The organism is Streptomyces sp. NPDC029152 (genome assembly GCF_055564355.1).
This window is the reverse complement of the sequence record NZ_JBVHWR010000005.1, coordinates 314,951-335,083: the sequence shown is the minus strand read 5'-3', so window position 1 is coordinate 335,083 and position 20,133 is coordinate 314,951. Positions and strand designations below refer to the sequence as shown.

13 protein-coding genes are annotated in these 20,133 nt (G+C 69.8%); 12 read left to right on the top strand and 1 reads right to left on the bottom strand.

Annotation, left to right across the window (positions count from 1 at the left end; all coding sequences use genetic code 11):
• Window positions 1-261 precede the first annotated feature (261 nt).
• From ACZ4V6_RS13750 to ACZ4V6_RS13695, 12 genes are all read left to right on the top strand, one after another.
• Window positions 262-2,547, top strand: a complete 2,286-nt coding sequence (locus ACZ4V6_RS13750; protein ID WP_467826280.1) for an ABC transporter family substrate-binding protein — start codon at window positions 262-264, stop codon at window positions 2,545-2,547.
• Between the two features lie 154 nt (window positions 2,548-2,701).
• Window positions 2,702-4,618 (top strand): translational GTPase TypA, encoded by a 1,917-nt coding sequence (gene typA / locus ACZ4V6_RS13745; protein WP_077800262.1) that lies wholly within the window; start codon window positions 2,702-2,704, stop codon window positions 4,616-4,618.
• Window positions 4,619-5,559: 941 nt separating this feature from the next.
• A complete protein-coding gene (locus tag ACZ4V6_RS13740) occupies window positions 5,560-6,591 on the top strand; it encodes an ABC transporter permease (RefSeq protein WP_467826277.1) in 1,032 nt (343 codons plus the stop codon).
• Window positions 6,592-6,702: 111 nt separating this feature from the next.
• On the top strand, window positions 6,703-8,505 hold the full coding sequence (locus tag ACZ4V6_RS13735) for an ABC transporter substrate-binding protein (protein WP_467826274.1): 1,803 nt from the start codon (window positions 6,703-6,705) through the stop codon (window positions 8,503-8,505).
• 116 nt (window positions 8,506-8,621) lie between these two features.
• Window positions 8,622-9,599, top strand: a complete 978-nt coding sequence (locus ACZ4V6_RS13730; protein WP_467826271.1) for an ABC transporter permease — start codon at window positions 8,622-8,624, stop codon at window positions 9,597-9,599.
• A gap of 10 nt (window positions 9,600-9,609) precedes the next feature.
• A complete protein-coding gene (locus tag ACZ4V6_RS13725) occupies window positions 9,610-10,671 on the top strand; it encodes an ABC transporter ATP-binding protein (RefSeq protein ID WP_467826268.1) in 1,062 nt (353 codons plus the stop codon).
• A gap of 27 nt (window positions 10,672-10,698) precedes the next feature.
• Entirely contained in the window at window positions 10,699-11,844 is a 1,146-nt protein-coding gene (locus ACZ4V6_RS13720; RefSeq protein ID WP_467826265.1) for an ABC transporter ATP-binding protein, read from the top strand.
• Between the two features lie 248 nt (window positions 11,845-12,092).
• The gene (locus tag ACZ4V6_RS13715; RefSeq protein ID WP_467826263.1) at window positions 12,093-13,715 is read left to right on the top strand and encodes a peptide ABC transporter substrate-binding protein; all 1,623 of its coding nucleotides are present in this window, start codon (window positions 12,093-12,095) and stop codon (window positions 13,713-13,715) included.
• Between the two features lie 9 nt (window positions 13,716-13,724).
• Entirely contained in the window at window positions 13,725-14,648 is a 924-nt protein-coding gene (locus ACZ4V6_RS13710; protein WP_467826261.1) for an ABC transporter permease, read from the top strand.
• Window positions 14,641-15,651 (top strand): ABC transporter permease, encoded by a 1,011-nt coding sequence (locus tag ACZ4V6_RS13705; RefSeq protein ID WP_467826258.1) that lies wholly within the window; start codon window positions 14,641-14,643, stop codon window positions 15,649-15,651. Before ACZ4V6_RS13710 ends, ACZ4V6_RS13705 begins: the two co-directional genes overlap by 8 nt.
• Window positions 15,652-15,660: 9 nt before the next feature.
• The gene (locus ACZ4V6_RS13700; protein ID WP_467826255.1) at window positions 15,661-16,653 is read left to right on the top strand and encodes an ABC transporter ATP-binding protein; all 993 of its coding nucleotides are present in this window, start codon (window positions 15,661-15,663) and stop codon (window positions 16,651-16,653) included.
• The gene (locus ACZ4V6_RS13695) at window positions 16,646-17,728 is read left to right on the top strand and encodes an ABC transporter ATP-binding protein (protein WP_467826253.1); all 1,083 of its coding nucleotides are present in this window, start codon (window positions 16,646-16,648) and stop codon (window positions 17,726-17,728) included. The genes ACZ4V6_RS13700 and ACZ4V6_RS13695 overlap by 8 nt, the downstream gene beginning before the upstream one ends.
• A 127-nt stretch (window positions 17,729-17,855) precedes the next feature.
• Here the strand turns inward: ACZ4V6_RS13695 and ACZ4V6_RS13690 are convergent, their stop codons facing one another.
• Window positions 17,856-19,970, bottom strand: a complete 2,115-nt coding sequence (locus tag ACZ4V6_RS13690; protein WP_467826250.1) for a S9 family peptidase — start codon at window positions 19,968-19,970, stop codon at window positions 17,856-17,858.
• Between the last annotated feature and the right edge of the window lie 163 nt (window positions 19,971-20,133).

The following is a 20,133-nucleotide window of genomic DNA, read 5'->3' as shown; positions in this document are numbered from 1 at the left end:
GCGCGTCGCACCTGCCGCTGGGAAGGGACGTGCACCGATCGCCCGGGGTGTACGGGGGCGAGGAGCGGTGCGTTGCGCCGCACGGGTGGCCTTGCGCACCGCCACCGCCGTGTCTCCCCGCGTCGCCGAACCGTTTCCTCTTCAGTGGCCGCATATCGCACGAATACAAATGATCAACTCCAAATACCGCAAGAGCGGTCATCGTGGACCCGATCACCCCGGACGTGATCACCACCCCGCGGCCTTCCGGAGGTAGCAGAGATGTCCCACGTCGGCGTCGGACCCCGCGCGGTCACGCGCTCGGTCGCCTTCCTCACCGCGGGTGTGCTCGCGCTCCCCGCGCTGGCCGGCTGCAGCTCCGAGGACTCCTCCGGGGAGCCGCTCGCCGGGCAGGACATCGCTCCGGCGGCCCGCGCCCGGATCGCCGACGGCGGCACCCTGCACTGGGCCGTGGACTCCGTGCCGGACACCCTGAACACCTTCCAGTCGGACGCCGACGCCACCACGGCCCGCGTCGCGCAGGCCGTGCTGCCCTCGATGTACCGGACGGACGCGACCGGCCGCCCGGTGCGCAACCCCGACTACCTGGAATCCGCGAAGGTCGTCGACACCGAGCCCAAGCAGGTCGTCCTCTACAAGCTCGACCAGCAGGCCGTCTGGAGCGACGGCCGGGAGATCGGCGCCGCCGACTTCGCCGCCCAGTGGCGCGCCCTGTCCGGCAAGGACAGCGCCTACTGGACCGCGCGCAACGCCGGCTACGACCGCATCGAGAAGATCGAGCGCGGCGACAACGACCTGGAGGTCAAGGTCACCTTCAGCCGGCCCTACACCGACTGGAAGTCGCTGTTCACGCCGCTGTACCCCAAGGAGGTCATGGGCACCCCGGACTCCTTCAACGACGGAGCCCGGCGCAGGCTCGAGGTCACCGCCGGGCCCTTCTCCCTCAAGAAGGTCGACACCGAGGACGACGAGATCGTCCTCACCCGCAACCCCCGCTGGTGGGGCGACCAGCCCAAGCTCTCCGAGATCGTGCTGCGCGCCGTGCCGCGCGACAAGCGGGTCTCCGCGCTGGCCGCCGGCAAGGTCGACCTGGCCGAGCTCGACCCGGACACCGCCGAGGAGGTGACGCTGGCCGCCGGACCCCGCGAGGCGGCCACCGGGACCCCGGTGATGGGCGCGAGCGGCACCTCCGCCGGCACCCCGTCGGCCACGGAGGACGGCAAGCGGTCCGCCGCCGACGAGCTGCGCTCCTGGGCCGTCGCCAACGGCTCCGACGAGGAGGCGGCCGACGAGGAGACCCTCGCCCGCGAGGAGCGCCGCGAGGCGGCGGAGAAGCAGCGGCGCAGGCAGCAGGCCCTGCGCGGATTCGAGCTGCGCAAGTCGCTGGAGCCCGCCTACACCCAGCTCGCCCTCAACGGCGCCGGCGGCCCCCTCGCCGACGAGCGCGTCCGCCGCGCCGTCGCCCGCGCCCTGGACCGCAGGGCACTGGCCAAGGCGGTGCTGGGGCCGCTGGACCTGCCCGCCGAGCCCGTGGGCAGCCACCTCGCCCTGGCCGGCCAGCCCGTGTACGCCGACAACAGCGGGGCGCTCGGCGGCCAGGACGCCAAGGAGGCCCGCGCCCTCCTCGCGGACGCCGGGTGGGTGTCCGGCGGGCCCGTGGACGAGCGGGAGAAGGGGGAGAAGGCGGCCGGCGCCGAGGGCGAGAAGTCCGAGGACGGCGAGGACGGCGAGGACGGCGAGGAGAACAAGAAGAACAAGAAGGAAGGCGAGGAGAGCAAGGAGGGCAGGGACGGGGAGAAGTCCGAGGGCGACGACGACGGCACCTACATCGTCGGCGAGGACGACAAGAAAGACGACACCGACCGGGAGAGCGGTGAGAAGCACAGGAGCGGGAAGAACACCGCCCAGGGCGGAGCACCCGGCGCCTACGCCCCCAAGGGCACCGCCGCCCCGGCGGGCTCGGCGGTGAAGCCGCTGGCCAAGGACGGCAAGGCCCTCACCCTGCGCTTCGTGCTCCCCTCCGGCCCCGGCTCCGAGGCGCTGCGCACCGTGGCCGACCGCGTCTCCGGCATGCTGAAGAAGGTCGGCATCGGCACCGACATCACCAAGGTCCCCGGCGAGAGCTACTTCAAGGACCACATCGCCTCCGGCGAGTACGACCTGGCGCTCTACTCCTGGCCGGCCACCGCCTTCCCCGCCACCGACGCCCGCCCCATCTACGCCAAGCCCGTCCCGGCCGCCGACGGCTCCCTGAACGTCGCGCAGAACTACACCCGGGTCGGCACCGACCAGGTCGACCAGCTCTTCGACCAGGCCCTGGCCACGCTGGACGAGAAGGAGGCCCGCGACCTGCTGCGCAAGGCCGACTCGCGGATCTGGGCGGCGGCCGGCTCCATCCCCCTCTACCAGCGCCCCCAGCTGACCGCCGCCCGCAAGAACCTCGTCAACGCGGGAGCCTTCGGTTTCGGGACCCCGGTCTACGAGGACATGGGCTTCCTGAAGAAGGGCGCCGAGGGCGCGCCGCGGTCGGCGAGCCCGTCGTCCTGAGCGGGCGTCCCCGGCCCCCGGACACGGCCCGGCAAGCCCCTGCCCCCGCGGCCCCGTACCATTGGGTGAGGCCGTGGCATGTATCGCCCGGCAGGCCCGCGTGACACGGACGTCCGCGAGGGCCGTCCTCACACCCTCCGGGAGTACGCCACACATGGCTGTGTCTGTTACGCGTCACAACATCCGCAACGTCGCCATCGTCGCCCACGTCGACCACGGCAAGACCACCATCGTCGACGGGATGCTCAAGCAGGCCGGTGCCTTCGCCGCGCACCAGCTCGACTCCGTCGACGACCGCATGATGGACTCGAACGACCTGGAGCGTGAGAAGGGCATCACGATCCTCGCCAAGAACACGGCGGTGAAGTACCACCCGAAGGACGGCGGGGAGCCGATCACGATCAACATCATCGACACCCCCGGCCACGCCGACTTCGGCGGCGAGGTCGAGCGCGGTCTGTCGATGGTCGACGGCGTCGTCCTGCTCGTGGACGCCTCCGAGGGTCCGCTGCCGCAGACCCGCTTCGTGCTGCGCAAGGCGCTCCAGCAGCGGCTGCCGATCATCCTCTGCATCAACAAGACGGACCGGCCGGACGCCCGGATCGACGAGGTCGTCAACGAGACGTACGACCTCTTCCTCGACCTGGACGCCGACGAGGAGCAGATCGAGTTCCCGATCGTCTACGCCTGCGGCCGCGACGGCGTCGCCTCCCTCACCAAGCCGGAGGACGGCACGGTCCCGTCCGACTCGGACAGCCTGGAGCCGTTCTTCTCGACGATCCTGGAGCACATCCCGGCCCCCACCTACGAGGAGGGCGCCCCGCTCCAGGCCCACGTCACCAACCTGGACGCCGACAACTTCCTCGGCCGCATCGCGCTGCTGCGCGTCCACCAGGGCGAGCTGAAGAAGGGCCAGACCGTCGCCTGGATGAAGCGCGACGGGTCCGTGCAGAACGTGCGGATCTCCGAGCTGATGATGACCGAGGCGCTCACCCGCAAGCCCGCCGAGAAGGCCGGCCCCGGTGACATCTGCGCGGTCGCCGGCATCCCGGACATCATGATCGGCGAGACCCTGGCCGACCCGGAGAACCCGGTCCCGCTGCCGCTGATCACGGTGGACGAGCCCGCGATCTCCATGACCATCGGCACCAACACCTCCCCGCTGGTCGGCCGCGGCGCCACCGGCAAGGGCGCCGACAACAAGGCGGCCGTCAAGGACCGCAAGGTCACCGCCCGCCAGGTCAAGGACCGCCTGGACCGCGAGCTGATCGGCAACGTCTCGCTCCGCGTCCTGGACACCGACCGCCCGGACGCCTGGGAGGTGCAGGGCCGCGGCGAGCTGGCGCTCGCCATCCTGGTCGAGCAGATGCGCCGCGAGGGCTACGAGCTGACCGTCGGCAAGCCGCAGGTCGTCACCAAGGAGGTCGACGGCAAGACGTACGAGCCCGTCGAGCGCATGACGATCGACGTGCCCGAGGAGCACATGGGCGCCGTCACGCAGCTCATGGGCGTGCGCAAGGGCCGCATGGACAACATGTCCAACCACGGTTCGGGCTGGGTCCGCATGGAGTTCGTGGTCCCCTCCCGCGGCCTCATCGGCTTCCGCACGGAGTTCCTGACCCAGACCCGCGGCACCGGCATCGCCCACTCCATCCACGAGGGCCACGAGCCGTGGTTCGGCACCCTGACGACCCGCAACAACGGCTCGCTGGTCGCCGACCGCGCCGGCGCCGTCACCGCGTTCGCGATGACGAACCTCCAGGAGCGCGGCGTGCTCTTCACGGAGCCCGGCACCGAGGTGTACGAGGGCATGATCGTCGGCGAGAACTCCCGCGCCGACGACATGGACGTCAACATCACCAAGGAGAAGAAGCTCACCAACATGCGGTCGTCCACGGCCGACGTGACCGAGTCGATCGTGCCGCCGCGCAAGCTGTCGCTGGAGCAGTCGCTGGAGTTCTGCCGCGACGACGAGTGCGTCGAGGTGACCCCCGAGGCGGTCCGCATCCGCAAGGTGAACCTGGACGCCCGTGAGCGCGCCCGCGCCGCGAGCCGCGCCAAGCACGGCTGACCCGCCCCGCGGAGAACGGCGCCGGGCATTCCTCCTCGGAGGGGTGCCCGGCGCCGTTTTCCGTACATGCGGTGCGATGCGTGGGGTGCGATCCTCTGGAGAGGGGCTCGCGAAGACGTAGGGAAAACCCTCGACTCCGGGACGAGGCGCCGTACGGGGGGCCGGCTCGCACTACCCTGCCCGCAAGTCGCGCGCCCGGTCGGACCGGTGGGGCCGAAACCGGCGTCACCGAGGTCAACGGCCTTGCACACGGAGCGTGGTGGGTGCGGGACATGCCCGTGGGCACCCTGCACGGCGGGCACGTTACCCGCAATCTCTTTTTCCGACACGGGTGTCCGCTATTCGGGCACCGGCTTCCGATAGATGTGTAACAAGTCCGTTTCGCAGTGATCTCTCACCAAACCCTTTGTCCGGATTTTGGAAGATCTAGGCCCTATCTGTGATCGAACCGAGACCTCGAGAGTGTGGTTCGGTCCCTGGCGGATGGCAGATAGTTAGGCGCGTAGAGCTCGTATGAACGGGTCACGCGCTGACGGCGCAGACTCGCGAGCGCGGGGGCACTTGACGAATCTCGGGCACCGGTGACGGGGCCGGAAGTTGTCGTGTGCTCCTCTTTGCGGTGAACCAGCGGATTCATGAGGAGGAACCCATGCGAGGTGCCACAAGCGCCATATGGGCCGCGTCGTCCCCGGTGGCAGGTGCAGGTCCCGTAGGTGGGTTCGGTTCCGCCGCCTTCGCCGCGGTGGCGATCCGGTGGCGCGAACTTCCCTGACGGCTCGCTCCCGTGGCCGGCCGGTGCCGGTCGCGAGCCGGGCCCCCGAGGGCGGGTTCCCCCAAGTCGTTGTTCCCCTCGCGCGCTTCGAATGACATACGCCGTGCGAAGGCCGTCGGACCACTCGTGCACTCCCGGCGGTCTCCAACACCTGTGAAATGGACGAATCATGACGAGTCCAATCGAGATTGAGGGTGCTGAAGCCTCTTCCGTCTTGGACAAAGAGAGCGCACCCCAGGGTGACGCCAAGGAGTCGAAGAAGTCGGAGGGGCGCAGCCCCGGGCAGTTGATGTGGAGTCGCTTCAAGCGCGACCGGACCGGTGTCATCTCTGCCTTCGTCGTCCTGTTCTTCTTCGTCGTCGCGGCGGCGGCACCGCTGATCGCGAAGGTGTACGGCAAGAACCCGTATACGCTCTACGGCCAGGACAACCCCGACCTCCTGGACATGTTCACCATGCCGGCGAAGCCCGCCGGCGGCATCGACGGCGAGTTCTGGTTCGGCATCGAGCCCGGTCTGGGCCGCGACGTCTTCACCCAGCTGCTGTACGGCATGCGGACCTCGATCGCCACGGCACTGGCCGCGACGCTCATCATGACGATCCTGGGTGTCCTGATCGGCCTCGCCGGAGGCTACTTCGGCGGCAAGACCGACTACTGGCTCGGCCGGGTGACCGACTTCTTCATGGCCCTGCCCAGCCAGCTGTTCTTCGTCGCCGCGATGCCCGTGATCACCACGGTGTTCGTCGCCCCGGACGAGGAGACGCCCACCTACGTGCGCACCTGCGCGATCATCATCGTGATGTCCTTCCTCGGCTGGATGAGCATGGCGCGCATCGTCCGGGCCGCCACGCTGTCCCTGCGCGACCGGGAGTTCGTCGAGGCGGCGCGCATCTCCGGCGCCTCGTCCTGGCGCATCATCCGCAAGGAACTGCTGCCCAACATCGTCACGCCTACGCTCGTGCAGGCGACCCTGACGCTGCCGAGCACCATCCTGAGCATCGCCTTCCTCTCCTTCGTCGGTGTCGGGTACGTCGAACCCACGCCGGACTGGGGCCGGATGTTCGCCATCGGCGCGAACATCGTGGAGCAGGACCCGTACTACATGCTCTTCCCCGGCATCGCCATGGTGATCTTCGTCGTGGCCTTCAACCTCCTCGGCGACTCGGTCCGGGACGCCTTCGATCCCAAGACGGGCCGCTGAGCCCCCACGGGGACTCCTCGCTCTGCCCCAGGTCGGGCCCGGTGCCACCCAGCCCGTCTCCGGCCGCGTACCAGCAGTGCTCACTACTCACAGGCAGGTGGATTCGACTCCATGAGCATCTTCCGAAACCGCACCGCTACGGCCGCGCTCGTCGCGGTGGCGGCGGGCGCCCTGACCCTCACCGCCTGCGGCGGCGGCGACAGCGGCAACTCGTCCAAGGACAACAGCAAGAGCAAGAAGGACGCCGCGTCGCAGTCCAAGCCTGTGCAGATCGGCGACGCCAAGGCGTCGGCCGGTCCCGCCCCCGAGGTCCCGGGCGCCAAGCCCGGCGGCGTCGCGACGGTGTACCAGGAGGACGACTTCTCCCACCTGGACCCGGGCCAGATCTACGTCTCGGACGGCAAGCTGCTCAGCCGCCTCATCTACCGCGGCCTGACCCAGTACTCCGAGGACGACAAGGGCAACCTGACCGTCGTGGGCGACCTCGCCACCGACGCGGGCAAGGTGGCCGACGGCGGCAAGACCTGGACGTACACCCTCAAGGACAACCTGAAGGACGAGAACGGCAACCCGATCAACTCGGCGGACATCCGCCACACGGTCGAGCGCCTGTACGCGAACTACATCACCGACGGCCCGACCTACCTCCAGCAGTGGCTGTCCGGTGCCGGCACCACCTACCGCAAGGCGTACGAGGGTCCGGACAAGGGCAAGCACCTGCCCGACAACGTCCTGGAGACGCCGGACGACAAGACGATCGTCTTCCACTTCAAGGAGGCGCAGCCCGACCTCCCGCAGATGCTGACCATGCCCGGTTACAGCGTCGTCCCCGTGGAGACGGACACCAAGGAGAAGTACGACTCCGACCCGGTCGCCACCGGTCCGTACAAGATCGCGGACTTCAAGCCGGGCAAGTCGATGAAGCTGGTCAAGAACACCCAGTGGGACCCGAAGTCCGACTCGGTGCGCCACCAGTACGTGGACGGCTTCGACATCGAGATGAACCACGATGACGAGGACCAGACCAAGACCCTGCTCGCCGACCAGGGCGCGGCCAAGAACGCGATGATGTTCACGGGCCAGGTCGCCACCACGCAGCTGCAGAAGGTCGTCAGCAACAAGGACGCCATGACCAACCGCACGATCCAGGGCTACGCGCCCTACGTGTGGCAGCTCAACTTCAACATGGACCGCGTCAAGGACAAGAAGCTCCGTGACGCCATCGCCCTGGCGATGCCGGCCACCTCGGTCTTCAAGGCCGACGGCGGTGCCTACGGCGGTGAGGTCGCCAACTCCCTGATGTCGCCCACCACTCCGGGCTACGACGAGAAGTACGACCCGTTCAACCGCGCCAAGAAGCCCAACGGCGACATCGAGGCCGCCAAGAAGCTGATCAAGGAAGGCGGCTTCGAGGGCAAGAAGCTCGTGTACGCCTACGCCAACACGCCGACCCGTCAGCAGCAGGCCGTCCTGATCGCCGACGCGCTGGGCAAGATCGGCCTCGACATCCAGAAGAAGGAGATCGACGCCGCGACCTGGTACGAGCAGGTCGGCAAGGTCAACAACGGCCTGGACCTGTACATGACCGGCTGGGGCCAGGACTGGCCGTCCGCGTCCACGGTCTTCCCGCCGGTGTACGACGGCACGCAGATCCAGGACGGCGCGTCGAACTACTCGCACATCAACGACGAGCACGTGAACTCGGAGATCAAGCGGATCCAGAAGATCACCGACACCGCCGAGGCCACCAAGGCGTGGGGTGAGCTGGGCACGTACATCACCGAGAAGGTCAACCCGGCCGCGCCGATCTACTACACCAAGGTCTTCCAGATCTTCGGTTCGAACATCGGCGGCATCCGCTACAGCTCCGACTCGAGCTACGTGGACGTCACCCGGATCTTCCTCAAGAAGTAATCCGCCCTGTCGGGAAACCGGTGGTGGGCGCGCGGCGGAGCGCCCACCACCGGGGCCCGGACCCCCTTCCAGACCTCCCCAACCGATTGCCGCCGTCCTGAGAGCAGCTGCCTGCCATGCTTCAATTCCTCATTCGCCGGACGTTCGGCGCGGCGCTGATTCTGCTGTTGATCAGTGCGTTCACGTTCTTCATGTTCTTCGCGATCCCGCAGGACCCGGCCATGCTGGCCTGTGGCAAGAACTGCACGCCGGACGCGCTGGCGATCATCCACAAGAACCTCGGCCTCGACTCGCCGGTCCCCGTCCAGTACTGGAACTTCATCGTCGGCATCTTCGCCGGCCGTGACTTCGCCGTCGGTCACTGCGCCGCGCCCTGCTTCGGCGTCTCCTTCGCGAACAACCAGAACGTCTGGGACACGATCGTCGACCGCTTCCCGCTGACGCTCTCGCTGACCGTCGGCAGCCTCGTGGTCTTCCTCATCGTCGGTCTCGGCGCCGGCATGCTGGCCGCGAAGAACCGCGGCACCTGGCTGGACAAGACGTTCAGCTCCGGCTCTCTGGTCATCAGCTCCATGCAGATCTACTTCCTCGGTCCGCTGGTCCTGCTGCTCCTGGTCTACAACACGGGCTGGCTGGACAAGCCGAAGTACGTGCCGTTCTCCGAGGACCTCGGCGGCTGGTTCATGGGTCTGCTGATCCCCTGGATCGTCATGGCGACGATCTTCACCGCCAACTACACCCGCATGAGCCGTTCGTCGATGATCGAGCAGCTCCAGGAAGAACACGTGAAGGCGGCCCGCGCCAAGGGCATGTCGGGCAACTACGTCTTCTTCCGGTACGCCTGGCGCGGCTCCCTCATCCCCATCGTCACCATCCTCGGCATCGACCTGTCCGGGCTGCTGTCCGGCGGCATGGTGACCGAGCTGACGTTCGGCCTGGCCGGACTCGGCCGGCTCGCGCTCGACTCCGTCACCAACAAGGACCTGCCGATGCTGATGGGCGTGATGCTGGTCAGCGCCGCGCTCATCATCGTCTTCAACCTGATCGTGGACGCCCTGTACGCCGTCATCGACCCGCGCGTGCGCCTGTCCTAGGAGAACCACCGTGACCACTCAGACCAAGCCCGAAGAGGCACCGGCCGCCGCCGCGGGGGACGCCTTCCTCTCGGTGCGCGACCTCAAGGTCCACTTCTCCACCGAGGGCGGCATCGTCAAGGCGGTGGACGGGCTCTCCTTCGACCTGGAGCGCGGCCGGACGCTCGGCATCGTGGGCGAGTCCGGCTCCGGCAAGTCGGTGACCAACCTGGCCGTCCTCGGCCTGCACAACCGCAAGAACACCGCCATCGACGGGTCGATCACACTGGACGGTCAGGAGCTGACCACCGCCAGTGAGAAGCAGATGGAAAAGCTGCGCGGCATGAAGATGGCGATGATCTTCCAGGACGCGCTGACCGCCCTGTCGCCGTACTACACGATCGGCCGTCAGATCGGCGAGCCCTTCATGAAGCACACCGGTGCCTCCAAGAAGGACGCCCGGGTGCGCGCCATCGACCTGCTGGAGAAGGTGGGCATCCCGCACCCGCAGCAGCGGGTCGACGACTACCCGCACCAGTTCTCCGGCGGCATGCGGCAGCGCGCCATGATCGCCATGGCGCTCGCCTGCGACCCCGACCTGCTGATCGCCGACGAGCCGACCACGGCCCTCGACGTGACGGTGCAGGCGCAGATCCTCGACCTGCTCAAGGACCTGCAGCAGGAGTTCGGCTCCGCGATCATCATGATCACCCACGACCTGGGCGTGGTCGCCAACATGGCCGACGACATCATGGTGATGTACGCGGGCCGTGCGGTCGAGCGCGGCACCACGCGTGAGGTGCTCAAGACGCCGCAGCACCCGTACACCTGGGGCCTGCTGGGATCGATGCCGAGGCTCTCCTCCGACGTCGACGAGCCGCTGATGCCGATCCCCGGATCGCCGCCCTCGCTGCTCAACCCGCCCTCGGGCTGCGCGTTCCACCCGCGGTGCGCATTCACCGACAAGGTCCCCGGCGGCCGTTGCTCGGGTGAGCGCCCGGTGCTCGCCCCGGGCCGCGCGGCCGCCTGTCACCTGACGGGGGAACAGCGGCAGCAGGTGTTCATCGAGACGATTCAGCCCCGGCTGGGCTGAGCGGAAACCGGCGACTGGGGCATCACCATGAGCGACAACAGCAAGACGAACACGGCGGTCGCCGACTCGATCCCGCAGCAGCGGGACGGCGACGGCGCACCCCTCATGCGGGTCAAGGGCCTGAAGAAGCACTTCCCGATCAAGGGCGGCTTCCCGATCCGGCGCACCGTCGGCGCGGTCAAGGCCGTCGACGGCGTCGACTTCGAGGTCTTCGCGGGGGAGAGCCTCGGCCTCGTCGGCGAGTCCGGCTGCGGCAAGTCGACGACCGGCCGGCTGATCACCCGTCTGTACGAGCCCACCGAGGGCACCATCGAGTACAACGGGCAGGACATCAGCCACGCGAACCGGTCGCAGCTGGCGCCGATCAGGTCCGAGATCCAGATGATCTTCCAGGACCCGTACGCGTCGCTGAACCCGCGGCAGACCGTGGGCACGATCATCTCGGGCCCGATGGAGATCAACGGGATCAACCCGCCCGGCGGCCGTGAGAAGCGGGTCCGGGAGCTCCTGGAGATCGTCGGTCTCAACCCGGAGCACTACAACCGCTTCCCGCACGAGTTCTCCGGCGGTCAGCGCCAGCGCATCGGTGTCGCGCGCGCCATCGCGCTCGAGCCGAAGCTGATCATCGCCGACGAGCCGGTCTCGGCCCTCGACGTGTCGATCCAGGCCCAGGTGGTGAACCTGCTGCAGGAGGTGCAGCGGGAGATGGGGATCGCCTTCGTCTTCATCGCCCACGACCTGTCGATCGTGCGGCACTTCTCGCAGCGCGTCGCGGTGATGTACCTGGGCAAGATCGTGGAGATCGCGGACCGCGACTCCCTCTACGAGCGGCCCCGCCACCCGTACACGCACGCGCTGCTGTCGGCCGTGCCGGACGCGGACATCGACGCGGAGAAGAAGGAGCGCATCCGCCTCCAGGGCGACGTGCCCTCGCCGATCGCCCCGCCGTCCGGCTGCCGCTTCCGCACGCGGTGCTGGAAGGCCCAGGACAAGTGCGCGACCGAGGAGCCGCCGCTCGTCCGCATCGAGGGCAGCAAGGCCGGTCACCTGACGGCCTGTCACTTCCCGGAGGAGCCGACCGTCGAGGCCCGCGCCGAGGACATCGTCCTCGACCCGGCTCTCGCGGCCCTGGAGGACGGCCCCGCCGGCGAGGCGGGCGTCTCGAAGAGCTGACCCGGCGGTTCCGGCCCCGGCCGGTCGCCTGACGGCCCATGGACCGGGGGCGGGAGGACACCTCCCGCCCCCGGTCCTTCGCGTGCCGCCGGGCGCGAGCGAGCGCGGGCCCGGCGCCCCTGCGCCGTACGTCCGTCCGGAGGACCCCCCGAACCCGTACGGACCGGACGAATGTGCGCTGCGGGACCCGCCCCCGGATGCTGGCCGAGAACGGACCGGCGGACGAGTCAGGCACTGGGAGGCACTCCATGCGCGGAGCCACGCACGCCACACGGGCCGCATGCGCGGCGGCGGCGGTCCTCGCGGTGTCGGCCTGCGGCGGCGGCAGCGGCTCGGACGGCGGTGCCGTGCTCAGTTCCTCCTGGGGCGACCCGCAGAACCCGCTGGAGCCGGCCAACACCAACGAGGTGCAGGGCGGCAAGGTCCTCGACATGATCTTCCGGGGGCTGAAGAAGTACGACCCGAGGACCGGCGAGGCGAAGGACATGCTCGCCGAGAGGATCGACACCTCCGACTCGCAGAACTTCACCGTCACCGTCAAGGACGGCTGGACCTTCAGCAACGGCGAGAAAGTGACCGCCCGGTCCTTCGTGGACGCCTGGAACTACGGCGCGAGCCTGAGGAACAACCAGCGCAACGCGTACTTCTTCGCGTACATCGACGGCTACGACGAGGTGCACCCCGAGGACGGCGGCGAGCAGAGCGCCGACACGCTCTCCGGGCTGAAGGTCACCGGCCCCCGCACCTTCACGGTCAGGCTCGGCCAGAAGTTCTCGTCCTTCCCCGACACCCTCGGCTACCCGGCCTTCGCCCCGCTGCCCAGGGCGTTCTTCGACGACCACGACGCCTGGCTGGAGAAGCCGGTCGGCAACGGACCGTACCGGGTCGACAACTACACCCGCGGCTCGCAGATGTCCCTGCGCGCGTGGGACGGGTACCCCGGCCCCGACAAGGCCCGGAACGGCGGCGTCGACCTGAAGGTCTACACCGACAACAACACCGCCTACACCGACCTGATGGCCGGCAACCTCGACCTCGTCGACGACGTTCCCGCCGCCCAGCTCAAGAACGTCCGGAAGGACCTCGGCGACCGGTACATCAGCAGCCCCGCCGGCATCATCCAGACCCTCGCCTTCCCCTACTACGACGAGAACTGGAACAAGCCCGGCTCCGAGAAGGTCCGCACCGGCCTGTCCATGGCGATCGACCGCAAGCAGATCACCGACACCATCTTCCGGAAGACCCGCACCCCGGCCACCGACTGGACCTCGCCCGTCCTCGGCGCGGACGGCGGCTACAAGGCCGGCCTGTGCGGGGACGCCTGCGCGTACGACCCCGAGCGGGCCAAGAAGCTGATCGAGGAGGGCGGCGGTCTGCCCGGCGGCCAGGTCAAGATCACCTACAACGCCGACACCGGTTCCCACGGACAGTGGGTCGACGCCGTCTGCAACTCCATCAACAACGCCCTGGGCAACGACCGCGCCTGCGTCGGCAACCCGGTCGGCACCTTCGCCGACTTCCGCAACCAGATCACCGGCAAGAAGATGAGCGGCCCCTTCCGCGCCGGCTGGCAGATGGACTACCCGCTCATCCAGAACTTCCTCCAGCCGCTCTACTACACCAACGCCTCCTCCAACGACGGCAAGTGGTCCGACGAGAAGTTCGACGCCCTCATCGACGAGGCCAACGGCCAGACCGGTACCGCCCAGGCCGTCCGGACCTTCCAGCAGGCCGAGGAGGTCGTGCGGGACAGCATGGCCGCCATCCCGCTCTGGTACCAGAGCGGCAGCGCCGGCTACTCGCAGCGGCTGTCCGACGTCGAGCTCAACCCCTTCAGCGTCCCCGTCTACAACGAGATCAAGGTCAGCTGAGGAGGCGCCATGGGACGGTACGTCGTCCGGCGGCTGCTCCAGATGATCCCGGTCTTCATCGGGGCCACGCTGCTGATCTTCCTGATGGTCAACGTGATGGGCGACCCCGTCGCGGGCCTGTGCGGCGACCGGGAGTGCGACCCGGCGACCGCGGCCCGGCTGAGGAGGGAGTTCGGCCTGGACAAGCCCGTGTGGCAGCAATACCTCACCTACATGGGCAACGTCTTCACCGGAGACTTCGGCACCGCCTTCAACGGCCAGCCGGTCACCGAGCTGATGGGAACGGCGTTCCCGGTCACCGTCCGGCTGACCGTCGTGGCGATCGTCTTCGAGATCGTCGTCGGCATCGCGCTCGGCGTCGTCACCGGCCTGCGCCGCGGACGACCCGTCGACACCGGGGTCCTGCTGTTCACCCTGGTCGTCATCTCGGTCCCCACCTTCGTCACCGGCCTGCTGCTCCAGCTCCTGCTCGGCGTCAGATGGGGCTGGATCGACCCGGCCGTCTCCACGGCGGCCCCCCTCGACGAGCTGATCGTCCCCGGCCTGGTCCTCGCCTCGGTGTCCCTGGCGTACGTCACCCGGCTGACCCGCACCTCCATCGCGGAGAACCGGCGCTCCGACTACGTCCGCACGGCCGTCGCCAAGGGCCTGCCCCGCCACCGGGTCATCACCCGGCACCTGCTGCGCAACTCCCTCATCCCGGTGGTCACCTTCATCGGCACCGACATCGGCGCCCTGATGGGCGGCGCCATCGTCACCGAGCGGATCTTCAACATCCACGGCGTCGGCTACCAGCTCTACCAGGGCATCCTGCGCCAGAACACGCAGACCGTCGTCGGCTTCGTCACCGTCCTGGTCCTCGTCTTCCTGGTCGCCAACCTCGTCGTCGACCTCCTGTACGCCGTACTCGACCCGAGGATCCGCTATGTCTGAGCAGAAGCCCTACGAGCCCGAACGCGCCGTCGCCGGGGCCGGCACGGGCGGGACGACGGACCTCGGCGCCGGCGAGGCCGTCACGCCGGAGAAGCCCCCGCAGCGCCCCGACGGCGCCGGCCCCCGGGGGCCGGGCCCCTCGCCCGCCTCCGGCGCACGGCCCCGCAGCCTCTGGTCCGACGCCTGGCACGACCTGCGCCGCAACCCCGTCTTCATCATCTCGGGCCTCGTGATCCTCTTCCTGATCGTCATCTCCGTCCGGCCGTCCCTGATCGCCCCCGGCAACCCCCTCGCGTGCGATCTGGCCAAGGCCCAGGAGGGCTCCCAGCCCGGCCACCCCTTCGGCTTCAACGGCCAGGGCTGCGACGTCTACACCCGCACCGTCCACGGCGCCCGGACGTCGGTGGAGGTCGGCGTCCTCGCCACGCTCGGGGTCGCCGTCCTCGGCAGCGTGCTCGGCGGGCTCGCCGGGTACTTCGGCGGCGCGGGGGACGCGGTCCTGTCCCGGATCACCGACGTCTTCTTCGCGATCCCCGTCGTCCTCGGCGGCCTGGTGCTCCTCTCCGTCATCACCAGCAACACCGTCTGGCCGGTCATCGGCTTCATCGTGCTGCTCGGCTGGCCACAGATCTCCCGCATCGCCCGCGGCTCCGTCATCACCGCCAAGCAGAACGACTACGTCCAGGCCGCCCGCGCCCTCGGCGCCTCCCACTCCCGCCTCCTGCTGCGCCACATCGCGCCCAACGCCGTCGCCCCCGTCATCGTCGTGGCGACCATCGCGCTCGGCACCTACATCTCCCTGGAGGCGACCCTGTCCTTCCTCGGCGTCGGCCTGAAGCCGCCCAGCGTCTCCTGGGGCATCGACATCTCCGCCGCCGCCCCCTACGTCCGCAACGCCCCGCACGCGCTGCTGTGGCCCTCCGGCGCCCTGGCCGTCACCGTCCTCGCGTTCATCATGCTCGGCGACGCGGTGCGCGACGCCCTCGACCCGAAGCTGAGGTGAGCCGCCGCCATGCTGCTCGAAGTGCGCGACCTGCACGTGGAGTTCCGCACCCGGGACGGTGTCGCCAAGGCCGTCAACGGCGTCAGCTACGGCGTGGACGCCGGCGAGACCCTGGCCGTCCTCGGCGAGTCCGGCTCCGGCAAGTCCGTCACCGCCCAGGCGGTCATGGGCATCCTCGACACCCCGCCCGGCCGGATCACCGGGGGCGAGGTCCTCTTCGAGGGCCGGGACCTGCTGGGGCTGAAGGAGGAGGAACGCCGGAAGGTCCGCGGCGCCGAGATGGCGATGATCTTCCAGGACGCGCTGTCGTCGCTGAACCCCGTCCTCACCGTCGGCGACCAGCTCGGCGAGATGTTCACCGTGCACCGGGGCATGTCCCGCAAGGACGCCCGCGCCAAGGCCGTCGAGCTGATGGACCGGGTGCGCATCCCCGCCGCCGGGGAGCGGGTGAGGCAGTACCCGCACCAGTTCTCCGGCGGCATGCGCCAGCGCATCATGATCGCGATGGCGATGGCCCTCGAACCCAAGCTGATCATCGCCGACGAGCCGACCACCGCCCTCGACGTCACCGTCCAGGCCCAGGTCATGGAGCTGCTCGCGGAACTCCGGCGCGAGTACCGCATGGGCCTGATCCTCATCACCCACGACCTGGGCGTGGTCGCCGACGTCGCCGACAGGATCGCCGTGATGTACGCGGGCCGGATCGTGGAGACGGCCCCCGTCCACGACATCTACAAGGCCCCGGCGCACCCGTACACCCGCGGCCTGCTGGAGTCGATCCCGCGCCTGGACCACAAGGGCCGGGAGCTCTACGCCATCAGGGGCCTGCCGCCCAACCTCACCCGCATCCCGCCGGGCTGCGCCTTCCACCCCCGCTGCCCGATGGTCCAGGACGTCTGCCGCACCGACGTACCGCCGCTGTACGACGTGACGGAGCCGCAGTGGGCCGGCGCGGAACGCGGGAGCGCCTGCCACTTCTGGAGGGAGTGCCTGCATGGCTGAGGCCACCGAACCGATCCTCGAGGTCCGCGGCCTCGTCAAGCACTACCCGCTCACCTCCGGCATCCTCTTCAGGAAACACGTCGGCGCGGTCAGGGCGGTCGACGGCGTGGACTTCGACCTCGGGCGCGGCGAGACCCTGGGCATCGTCGGCGAGTCCGGCTGCGGCAAGTCCACGGTCGCCAGGATGCTGGTCAACCTGGAGAGGCCGACGGCGGGGGAGATCCGCTACAAGGGCGAGGACATCACCCGCCTGTCGGGCAGGGCCCTCAAGGCCGTGCGCCGCAACATCCAGATGGTCTTCCAGGACCCGTACACCTCCCTCAACCCCCGGATGACGGTGGGCGACATCATCGGGGAGGCCTACGACATCCACCCGGAGGCGGCCCCGAAGGGGGACCGGCGCCGGCGGGTCCAGCACCTGCTGGACGTGGTCGGCCTCGACCCGGAGTACGTCAACCGCTATCCGCACCAGTTCTCCGGGGGACAGCGCCAGCGCATCGGCATCGCGCGCGGGCTCGCCCTGCGCCCGGAGATCATCGTCGCGGACGAACCGGTCTCCGCCCTCGACGTGTCGGTCCAGGCGCAGGTCGTCAACCTGATGGGCCGGCTCCAGGACGAGTTCGAGCTCTCGTACGTCTTCATCGCCCACGACCTGTCGATCGTGCGGCACATCTCGGACCGGGTCGGCGTGATGTACCTCGGCCGCATCGTGGAGACCGGCCGCGACGCCGAGATCTACGACCACCCCACGCACCCCTACACCCAGGCACTGCTGTCCGCCGTGCCGGTGCCCGACCCGGAGGCCCGGGAGCACCGCGAGCGCATCATCCTGGCCGGCGACGTGCCCTCCCCGACGAACATCCCCTCGGGCTGCCGCTTCCGCACCCGCTGCTGGAAGGCGCGGGAGCGGTGCGCCCTGGAGGTGCCGGCGCTGGCGGTGCCCGCCGGGTTCCGGGACGTCCCGGGCCCCGCCGCGCACGACTCGGCGTGTCACTTCGCGGAGGAGAAACGGGTGGTCCCGCCCGGGGCGGGGAGGGGGACGGTGGGCGAGGCCGACGGCAGCGGGCCGGGGTGACATGGTGCTCCCCGGCCCGCTCACGGCACCCGCACGGCCGTACGCCGATCAGCGTGACGCGTCCGCATATCGGCACCGCTTCGGCGAAGTTGCCCCTGTGTTACGGCGGTCGGCGCCTTCGGGCGGGTCAGGCCAGCGACCGCTTCAGGAAGTCCACCTGGAGCAGCAGCAGGTTCTCGGCGACCTCCTCCTGCGGGGTCATGTGGGTGACGCCGGACAGCGGGAGCACCTCGTGCGGGCGTCCGGCCGCCAGCAGGGCCGAGGACAGGCGCAGGGAGTGCGCCACCACCACGTTGTCGTCCGCCAGCCCGTGGACGATCATCATGGGCCGGTGCGGCTCGGCGGCGTCGACCAGGCCCGCGTCGTCGATCACCGAGTTGCGGCGGTAGACCTCCGGCTGCTCGTCCGGGTGGCCGACGTAACGCTCCTGGTAGTGGGTGTCGTACAGCCGCAGGTCCGTCACCGGGGCGCCCACGATCGCCGCGTGGAAGACGTCCGGCCGGCGCAGTGCCGCCAGCGCCGCCAGATAGCCGCCGAAGGACCAGCCGCGGACGGCCACCCGGCCCAGGTCGAGCGGGAAGTCGGCGGCGAGGGCCTGGAGCGCGTCGACCTGGTCCTGGAGGACGACGGCGGCCACGTCGTCCTTGATGGCCTTCTCCCAGGCGGGCGAGCGCCCCGGCGTGCCCCGTCCGTCGGCGACGACCACCGCGAACCCCTGGTCGGCGAACCACTGGGAGGTGAGGTGGGCGTTGTGCGCGGCCACCACGCGCTGACCGTGCGGGCCACCGTACGGGTCCAGGAGGACGGGGAGGAGGGTGTCACCGTGGTAGTCCGTCGGCATAAGCACGGCGCACGGGACACGGCGTGCGCCCCCCTGGGTGAGCGTCACGCGCGGGGACAAACCGGGGTGTTCGGCGTACGAGGCGACGGTGGCCGCGGTCTCCCCGTCCCGCAGCACCCGGGCCCGGGCCCCCGGCCGGTCGAGCGTCGCGGAGACGAGAACGGTCACGCCCCCGGCGCGCACCGCCGAGTGCACGCCGGGCTCCTGCGAGACGCGCTCCACGCCGAGCTCGTTCACCCGGTACACGTGGACCTCGCCGGTCTCCGGGCCGGCCGCGTCCTCGCCCGCCGACGCGGAGACCAGCACGTCGTCGTCGGAGACGTCCAGCACCGCCCGCAGGTGCAACTGCGATCCGGTCAGCGGCCGTTCACCGACCGCGAGCACCCGTGCCCCGCCCTCGTCGGCGATCCGCACGAGCTGTCCGGCCGGGCTCCAGCAGGGCACGCCGGGGAAGAGTTCCAGCCAAACTGGATCTTCGTCCGCGTGCACCATCCGGGTCGCCCCGGACTCGGTGTCCACGGCCAGGTACAGCTGGCTGCGCTGGTCGCGCGCCTGTACGAGGAGCAGCGGCGCGCCCGCCCCTGACCAGTGCACTCGCGCCAGATACGGGTACCGCACCCGGTCCCAGAGGACCTCCGTGCGCCCCCCGTCCAGCCCGGTCAGGAACAGCCGCACGTCCGCGTTGGCGGTGCCCGCCGCCGGGTACGGGACGTGTTGTGGGTCACGTCCGGGGTGGGCCGGGTCGGAGATCCACCACCGCCTGACCGGCGTGTCGTCCACCCGCGCGACCAGCAGCCGGTCGGACCGCGGGCCCCACCAGAAGCCCCGTGTCCGCCCCATCTCCTCGGCGGCGATGAACTCGGCGAGCCCGTGGGAGACGCCCTCGGCGTCCGGCTCGGCCAGCGCCCTGTCCCCGTCCCCCTCGGCGCCCACCACCCGCAGGGCGCCCCGGGCGACGTAGGCGACGTGCCGTCCGTCGGGGGAGGGGCGCGGGTCGATCACCGGGCCGCGGGTGGGGAGTTCACGCGCCGTCCCCGCGCGCAGCTCGGCCGTGAAGAGCCGCCCCGACAGGGCGAAGGAGGCCAGCTCCACGGCCGCGTCGGTGGCGTAGCCGACGATGCCGGCGCCGCCCTCGCGGCTGCGCTCGCGCCGCGCCCTCTCCTCGGGCGACAGGTGCTCCTCGGCGCCGCCCAGGAGGGCGCGCGGGTCCGCGGCGACGCGCTCCCCGCCCTCCGCGACGTCGAGCACCCACAGGGAACCGGCCCGGTCCGTACCGGAGCCGGAGCGCAGGAAGGCGACCCGTGAACCGTCGGGCGCCACGGTGAACGAACGCGGCGCGCCGAGCGTGAACCGCTGGGTGCGGGCGTGCCGTCTGGGGAAGGAGTCGGGCTCGGTCGTCATGCCCTGACCATATTGGCCATGCGCCCCCTTGTGCGGCCGTGCGCCGATCGATGCGCGCGTACGGATAGTTATGATCACTAGCGCACAGTGGGTATCAACCAGGTGCCCGCTGCGTGGATTTATCTGCTCCTGCGTACCGAAGCGTTCCGATAGTCCGACCGCG